Origin of the sequence: Sphingobium sp. SJ10-10 (assembly GCF_036038995.2) — a bacterium.
Lineage (GTDB): Bacteria > Pseudomonadota > Alphaproteobacteria > Sphingomonadales > Sphingomonadaceae > Sphingobium.
In genome coordinates, this window is sequence record NZ_CP158133.1 from 427871 (window position 1) to 435000 (window position 7130).

5 protein-coding genes and 2 rRNA genes (1 of these 7 cut by a window edge) are annotated in these 7130 nt (G+C 57.9%); 1 reads left to right on the plus strand and 6 read right to left on the minus strand.

The genetic code is table 11. The features are described 5' to 3' along the window. Positions 1-8: 8 nt before the first annotated feature. From VVT58_RS17605 to tnpA, 4 genes are all read right to left on the minus strand, one after another. Positions 9-1019: a tyrosine-type recombinase/integrase gene (locus VVT58_RS17605; RefSeq protein WP_061940012.1), complete on the minus strand. Its 1011-nt coding sequence runs from the start codon at positions 1017-1019 to the stop codon at positions 9-11. Then, positions 1016-1930, minus strand: coding sequence for a tyrosine-type recombinase/integrase (locus tag VVT58_RS17610; RefSeq protein ID WP_061940011.1), 915 nt, complete (start codon positions 1928-1930; stop codon positions 1016-1018). The genes VVT58_RS17605 and VVT58_RS17610 overlap by 4 nt, the downstream gene beginning before the upstream one ends. Next, the gene (locus VVT58_RS17615) at positions 1924-3168 is read right to left on the minus strand and encodes a tyrosine-type recombinase/integrase (protein ID WP_327754307.1); all 1245 of its coding nucleotides are present in this window, start codon (positions 3166-3168) and stop codon (positions 1924-1926) included. Before VVT58_RS17615 ends, VVT58_RS17610 begins: the two co-directional genes overlap by 7 nt. 204 nt (positions 3169-3372) lie before the next feature. Then, positions 3373-3741 carry an IS66-like element accessory protein TnpA gene (tnpA, locus tag VVT58_RS17620; RefSeq protein ID WP_327754295.1) on the minus strand — a complete coding sequence of 123 codons (369 nt, stop codon included), beginning with the start codon at positions 3739-3741 and terminating at the stop codon, positions 3373-3375. Positions 3742-3929: 188 nt separating this feature from the next. On the opposite strand from tnpA, the gene VVT58_RS17625 reads away from it, so the two are divergent. Further along, positions 3930-4208, plus strand: a complete 279-nt coding sequence (locus tag VVT58_RS17625) for a hypothetical protein (RefSeq protein ID WP_327754296.1) — start codon at positions 3930-3932, stop codon at positions 4206-4208. 152 nt (positions 4209-4360) lie between these two features. Here the strand turns inward: VVT58_RS17625 and rrf are convergent. Continuing rightward, positions 4361-4475: ribosomal RNA gene (gene rrf / locus VVT58_RS17630) — 5S ribosomal RNA — on the minus strand. A 127-nt stretch (positions 4476-4602) separates the two neighbouring features. Next, a 23S ribosomal RNA gene (locus VVT58_RS17635) occupies positions 4603-7130 on the minus strand; it runs 288 nt beyond the window's last position.

Here is a 7130-nt window from a genome sequence, read left to right on the forward strand (position 1 = left end):
GGAGGATATCACTCAGCATAATTTGGATGGTGGGCCTCCTTCAGCATGGCGATGAGTTTGTCCGGCGGCGTGAACCTCCCTGGCTGGAGGGTGGGCCCGCCCGCGGCTGCCAAGGCTTCGAGCTTTTCGGTTGGATCGGCACGCAAGTAGACCTCGGTGCTTTGCAGACTGGCATGGCCCAGCCACAACGCCACCTTTCGAACATCGCGCGTGGCTTGCAGCATGTGCTGAGCACAGCTGTGCCTCAGGACATGGGGCGTCACGCGCTTTGCTGCGATAGACGGAAAAGATTGAGCGGCTGTGGCCACATGCTTCCCGAGGATATATTCGAATCCAGATCTGGTCATGGCGAGGCCGGCGGCGTTCAGAAATAACGCCCCATCTTGACGTTGTTGACGGACGGCGAGCCAAGCCTTGAGCGAGATTACGCCTTCCTTCCACAATGGAAGCACGCGCTCCCGCCGCCCTTTGCCCATGACGTGGATGGTAGCCGGACTTTGGAGATCGAGTTGATCGAGACGTAGTCCCACCAGCTCAGAGACGCGCAGGCCTGCAGAGAAGGCGAGATGGAGCATCGCACGGTCTCGAGCGCCGGAAATGGTTCTGTGATCGGGTGCATTGATGAGCGCCTGAATCTCAGCTCGCGTAAGCGAAGTGACGAGAGCTTCGTCGGTCTTCTTAATTGGAATCGCGCGGATGCGAAGTGACTGGTCGAGACACGCTGGCACACGATATTCAAGGAAACGGAAGAAAGACTTGATCGCCGCCAATCGCGCATTGCGAGATCGCGCCTTGTTACCTCGATCCTGTTCGATATGTTCGAGAAAGGAAAGGATCATCGGCACACCAATATCTTCGACTTCCAATTGCGACGGCGCCTTCTGCAGCTGCCGCGCCGCAAAGGTGACGAGCAATTGAAAGCTATAGGCGTAGGCGTCACAGGTGTGCGGGCTGGCACGCTGATCGCGAGGAAGGTGCTCCCCGAGGAACCGGGACAGAGGGGGTGCGAGCGCGGTCATGCTGCACCTGTCCGGCCGAAGGTCTCACCAACATCGGCAATCTGCGCCATCAGGCCTGGGGTGGCCTGAAGATACCAATAGGTGTCGCTGACGTGAGCGTGGCCGAGATATGTGCTGAGGGCGAGGACATGGTGCGATACGGCGTCGCCATTGCATGGGCATTGTTCCAGCGATCTCACGGCGAAGCTGTGCCTCAGATCATGGATGCGCGGCCCCGGCTGACCTGGGGCGCCCCTCAATCCAATATTGCGCGAAAGTTGCCGGAACAACGCGCTGACCGTGTCATAGCGAGGCGGAGTTCCAGTGTTGGAGACAAACAGAGCTGGGGTGCCCCCAGCGATCGTCAAACGGACTGAGAGGTAGCGATCGATGGCAGCTCGGGTCGTGCTGTGGATCGGAATAAGCCGGCTTTTCTTGAACTTGGTGTTAGCGACGATCAGCCCGTCTTCGGTGACATCGCCTAGTCGTAAAGCCAGGGCTTCGGATATCCGCATACCGGTCGCGGCGAGCAAGCCAAACAATGTGAAGTAGGTGAGCGGGCGAAGCGTGCCGCTCGGACCGAGCGAAGCGGCGGCGGCCATCAGCCTCTCGATCTCTCCGGCAGAATAGATGTAGGGCTGCGTTCGCCGAAAAAGCCCACGACCCAGCGCGTCGGCCGCGGGCACCTCGTGGTCGGGGTCTTCGGCGTGCATTGCGATCGCGAACCGGCGAACCGTAAGGAGGCGGTTGCGTCGCTGTTCGGGGGAAGGTGCCTCGACCGCCCAGGCGATCGCCCGATCGCTTTTGATCAGGGCATCGCCGTGGCGTTCCGCGTAGGCGACGAACATGCGCAGCAGACTCCGCTGCGTCCGGAATCTGAATCCCAGCGCCTCATGAAGCGCGACATAGCGCGCGAGATCGACACTTAACATGCTACTTCCCCCGGCCAAGGCTGTGCGATCCGCTCCAGCATGTTGAGATCGACCTTGGCGTATAGGTTCGTGGTCTCCAGAGACTTGTGGCGCAGGACGGCGCCAACCGACTGGAGCGTCGCACCGCTGCGGAGCATGTGCGTCGCTGCCGAATGGCGCAGCAGGTTCGCACCACGCGATGGCGGATCGTCAATACCGGCTCGCTTCACAGCAAGGGCCACGATGTGAGAAATCGACGGAGAAGCGTAGAAAGGTCGAAACGGCGCGACCGCCCTCAGGAAAATGCGGTCGTCATCGACTTCAGGGCGAGCGCCATCGAGATAATCAAACACGGCATCGCCAGCATCCTGAGGCAAGGGAAGAAGAGTCTCGCAGCGCCCCTTGCCCTTCACCCGCAAGGTTCCAGAATCCCAATCGATGTCCCCAAGGCGCATCTCCCAAATGTCGCCCGCGCGCAGTCCGAGGCGCGCCAGGAGGAGCAGAATCGCACGATCGCGAATGCCCCGTCTGGTTCGCAGGTCACAGGAAGCGACGATCCGGTCGACCTGATCAGGCGACAGATAGCGTGGCAATGATGAGAGTCGCCATTGTGGAATGCGCGGTACTGCGTGTTCAAGGCCAGGACGACACAGGTCAGCGGCGGCCAGAAAACGCAAGTATCCGCGCAGAGCGGTGATCATCGTCTTGGTGTACGCTACAGAGCAGCGCTGGGCCTCATTTAGAATAACCATTCTGATATCCGCTGGGTTGTATGCATGTGGGTCTGATCCCAGCGAAGGGAGCAGTCGCATTATCATCCTTCCGTGCCGCACGGCCGTTCGGTCGCGAATGCCTCGATGGCGCATGAGCCACTCCTGGAAATCACGAACCAAGGGATCGACGGGGCTGGCAATCGCTTCAGCCAGCGGCGCGACGACACCGCGTCCGGCGAGAAACACGACAAAACGATGAACGCGGCTCAGATAGCTGGTCGAGTGCGGCACGGCGCGTCGATAACCCCCGCAACGACAACGGTGCTTGGCGAACCGGCCAAGAGCGTCGTCTCCCACTTCACTGAGCTCGACGTTCTCGATTGCAAGCCAAGCGGCAAAATGACGAGCGCAATCGATGTAACATCGGATGGTCAGCGGCGTGTGCCTCAGCGAACCGAGCTCGTCAGCGAACGCAGCGACCCACGGCGTCAACTCACCGGCATCCATGATCCTTGGTGCCGTGGTCGGTCTCTCATTGATGTTCATGACTTCTCTCCCGTGCGCCGGATCGGCGCTTGGGAAGTCTAGATTATGCTGAGTTCCTGCCCGCACAGATCTCTCATCAGCATGTATTTATTAAGTAAAATTAGCCTGGCCGCCCAGGACTCCACATAATCCCACGCGCCGCATAACGCCGCATGTCAGTATGGCCGGCCGCTATCCAAATCTTCACATCCGTCGAAACAGGGATCATCGCAAGCTGCCCAGGATCGCGCGGACCAGTTCGGGCCGCGCCGCATCACCGAACCGGATCACCGCTCCCCGCGTCTCAATCTCCGCCGCGAACCTCAGGCCCGGCTGCCTTTCGCTTGGCGAACCATCGCAGGCATCGGCCTTCATCACCACCGGCACAAAACTCACCTCGGTTCCCGATGGGCAAACCCTTCGCGTCCGCTCCCGCCGCCATCGGTGGATCAGGCTCGGATGTACGTCCGCCGCCCGCGCAACATCCGCTACCACCGCCCCGGGCGCACAGGCCGCCAATACCAGCGCTTCCTTCTGCTCCGCTGTCCACGCCCGCCGGCGCTCCGGCCCTGAAATAACCGTTATCCGATCCATCGCACCCTCGTTAGCTCCAGTGCAAACCACCACGCTTGCACTCGCGCTAACTCCGACGCCGGTCACTTCAGAACAAGGCGGCCTCTATCGGATGCGTACGCATTTTCAACGGAAACCAACGTTTCTCGCTCTCGAGAAGCTATGTCCGCATGCGTAAATGAACATCCTCTCCAAGGGAGGATGCCGATATGAGCTGGTATGAACATCTGGCGGCGAAGATCGGGCTGAGGATCGCGGGCCTGATACTTCTCATCTCCGCCTGGCCTGAAGGCGGGCTGCTGCGCAAGTTGGTCATGGAAAACCCGACGGCAGACATGAACGCGACAGAATTGCTGCTCGCCGCGCTGCTGTTTTTGAGTGCAAGCGGCGGGGCGGCACTGACGGCGATGGGATCGCGCCTGTGGGAACCGGTGAAACTCTCGGCCCGCTGGTCTGGGCATGACCGGAATCAACGCGCGCGCTCCTGACGCCCTTGGTAGGCGCTGGCCGTTCCGACGAACCCGGAAAGACGGCTGCTAAAGAACGCAAGAAGCCCGCCTGGTAGGCGGGCATGAGGTGTGCGGAGGCCGCATATTGTATGTGAATGGGTTGTGTATGTTTTCAAAGCGCGAGCTGCAATGCCTGGCGACGCCCTACTCTTCCGGGGCTTGAGCCACAGTACCATCGGCGCAGACTGGTTTCACGGCCGAGTTCGGGATGGGATCGGGTGGGTCACAGACGCTATGGTCACCAAGCAATGAAGCTTGCGCTTTGGGTTTCAATCGATGCCGTGCACTTAAGGTAATGATGTCTGGCATGAGGGTTGATCACCACATGTCGCTGACGCTGGTTTTATCCAGTGTTGTCATTGATGGTGGGACTCTCAGGCGCGATCAGAGCAATTAGGACCGGTTAGCTCCATATGTTACCACACTTCTACATCCGGCCTATCAAGGTCGTGGTCTACGACCGCTCGAAGAAATCTTATCTTGAGGGAGGCTTCCCGCTTAGATGCTTTCAGCGGTTATCCCGTCCATACATAGCTACCCTGCTGCGCCCTTGGCAGGACGACAGGTACACCAGAGGTATGTTCAACCCGGTCCTCTCGTACTAGGGTCAACTCCTCTCAAATTTCGACGCCCACGGCAGATAGGGACCAAACTGTCTCGCGACGTTCTGAACCCAGCTCACGTACCACTTTAATTGGCGAACAGCCAAACCCTTGGGACCTGCTCCAGCCCCAGGATGTGATGAGCCGACATCGAGGTGCCAAACGATTCCGTCGATATGAGCTCTTGGGAATCATCAGCCTGTTATCCCCGGCGTACCTTTTATCCGTTGAGCGATGGCCCTTCCACGAGGGACCACCGGATCACTATGACCGACTTTCGTCTCTGCTCGACTTGTCAGTCTCGCAGTCAGGCGGGCTTATGCCATTGCACTCTAACAGACGGTTTCCAACCGTCCTGAGCCCACCATCGCGCGCCTCCGTTACTCTTTAGGAGGCGACCGCCCCAGTCAAACTACCCGCCACAGAGGGTCCCTGCACCGGATAACGGTGCGAGGTTAGACATCAGAAAACAACAGGGTGGTATTTCACCTATGGCTCCACCAGATCTGGCGACCTGGCTTCAAAGCCTCCCACCTATGCTACACAGTTCTTTCCTAATGCCACTCTGAAGCTGCAGTAAAGGTGCACGGGGTCTTTCCGTCTAACCGCGGGTACTCCGCATCTTCACGGAGAATTCAATTTCGCTGAGCATATCCTGGAGACAGTGGGGAAGTCGTTACGCCATTCGTGCAGGTCGGAACTTACCCGACAAGGAATTTCGCTACCTTAGGACCGTTATAGTTACGGCCGCCGTTTACCTGGGCTTCAATTCAGTGCTTGCACACCTCCTCTTAACCTTCAGGCACCGGGCAGGCGTCAGGCCCTATACGTCGTCTTGAAGCCGACTTAGCAGAGCCCTGTGTTTTTGCTAAACAGTCGCTACCCCCTGGCCTGTGCCCCCCACAAGTGCTTGCGCATATGTGGGGCCTCCTTCTTCCGAAGGTACGGAGGCAATTTGCCGAGTTCCTTCAGGATACTTCTCTCAAACGCCTTGGTATACTCTACCATTCCACCTGTGTCGGTTTAGGGTACGGTCTATACGGTGGGGCTATTTCCTGGGACAACTTCCCTGCCCGGACCAATCCAATAAGGCCGAACAAGTTACGCCATCCGTCACACACCACCAGGCCCACGAATATTAACGTGGTTCCCATCGACTACCCCCTTCGGGCTCGTCTTAGGGGCCGGCTTACCCTGCTCAGATTAGCTTTAAGCAGGAACCCTTGGAATTTCGGCGACAGTGCATCTCACACTGTTAATCGCTACTCATGTCTGCATTCGCACTTCCGATACCTCCACCACCCATTACCAGATGGCTTCAACGGCCTACGGAACGCTCCGCTACCGCGTGATCGTAAACGATCACACCCTAAGCTTCGGTGCACGTCTTGAGCCCCGTTACATCTTCGCCGCAGAACCTCTTATTTAGACCAGTGAGCTGTTACGCTTTCTTTAAAGGATGGCTGCTTCTAAGCCAACCTCCTGGTTGTTTTGGAAGTTCCACATGCTTTCCCACTTAGACGTGACTTGGGGACCTTAGCTGTAGGTTAGGGCTGTTTCCCTTTTGACGACGGACCTTAGCACCCGCCGTCTGTCTGCCGGACTAGACTCGTTGGTATTCGGAGTTTGGTTAGAGTTGGTAGATCTCGCGACCCCCGCATCCATCCAGTGCTCTACCCCCAACGGCAATCATCCGACGCTCTACCTCAATAGATTTCGCGGAGAACCAGCTATTTCCCGGCTTGATTGGCCTTTCACCCCTAAACACAACTCATCCGATAATTTTTCAACATTAAACGGTTCGGCCCTCCAGTGCGTGTTACCGCACCTTCAGCCTGGTCATGCCTAGATCGCCGGGTTTCGGGTCTAATGCATCATACTCATGTCGCCCTATTCAGACTCGCTTTCGCTGCGCCTACACCTAACGGCTTAAGCTTGCATGATACACTAAGTCACAGACCCATTATGCAAGAGGTACGCGGTCAGATCTCAAGGATCCTCCCACTGCTTGTAGGCATCCGGTTTCAGGTACTGTTTCACTCCCCTCATCGGGGTGCTTTTCACCTTTCCCTCACGGTACTGGTTCGCTATCGGTCATGTACGAGTATTTAGGCTTGGAGGGTGGTCCCCCCATGTTCAGACAGAGTTTCACGTGCTCCGCCCTACTCAAGTCCTGATGTTTCGCTTTCACATACGGGGCTGTCACCCGCTATGGCGCCACTTTCCAGAGGCTTCTGTTAACTAAACACCAGGCACTGGCCTGGTCCGCGTTCGCTCGCCACTACTAACGGAATCTCGG

What these genes read in the sequence shown, in the direction of transcription:
- VVT58_RS17605 (WP_061940012.1), bottom strand. Translation starts at nt 1,019, where the DNA reads ATGACCGCGCTCGCACCCCCTCTGTCCCGGTTCCTCGGGGAGCACCTT.
- VVT58_RS17610 (WP_061940011.1), bottom strand. Translation starts at nt 1,930, where the DNA reads ATGTTAAGTGTCGATCTCGCGCGCTATGTCGCGCTTCATGAGGCGCTG.
- VVT58_RS17615 (WP_327754307.1), bottom strand. Translation starts at nt 3,168, where the DNA reads ATGAACATCAATGAGAGACCGACCACGGCACCAAGGATCATGGATGCC.
- tnpA (WP_327754295.1), bottom strand. Translation starts at nt 3,741, where the DNA reads ATGGATCGGATAACGGTTATTTCAGGGCCGGAGCGCCGGCGGGCGTGG.
- VVT58_RS17625 (WP_327754296.1), top strand. Translation starts at nt 3,930, where the DNA reads ATGAGCTGGTATGAACATCTGGCGGCGAAGATCGGGCTGAGGATCGCG.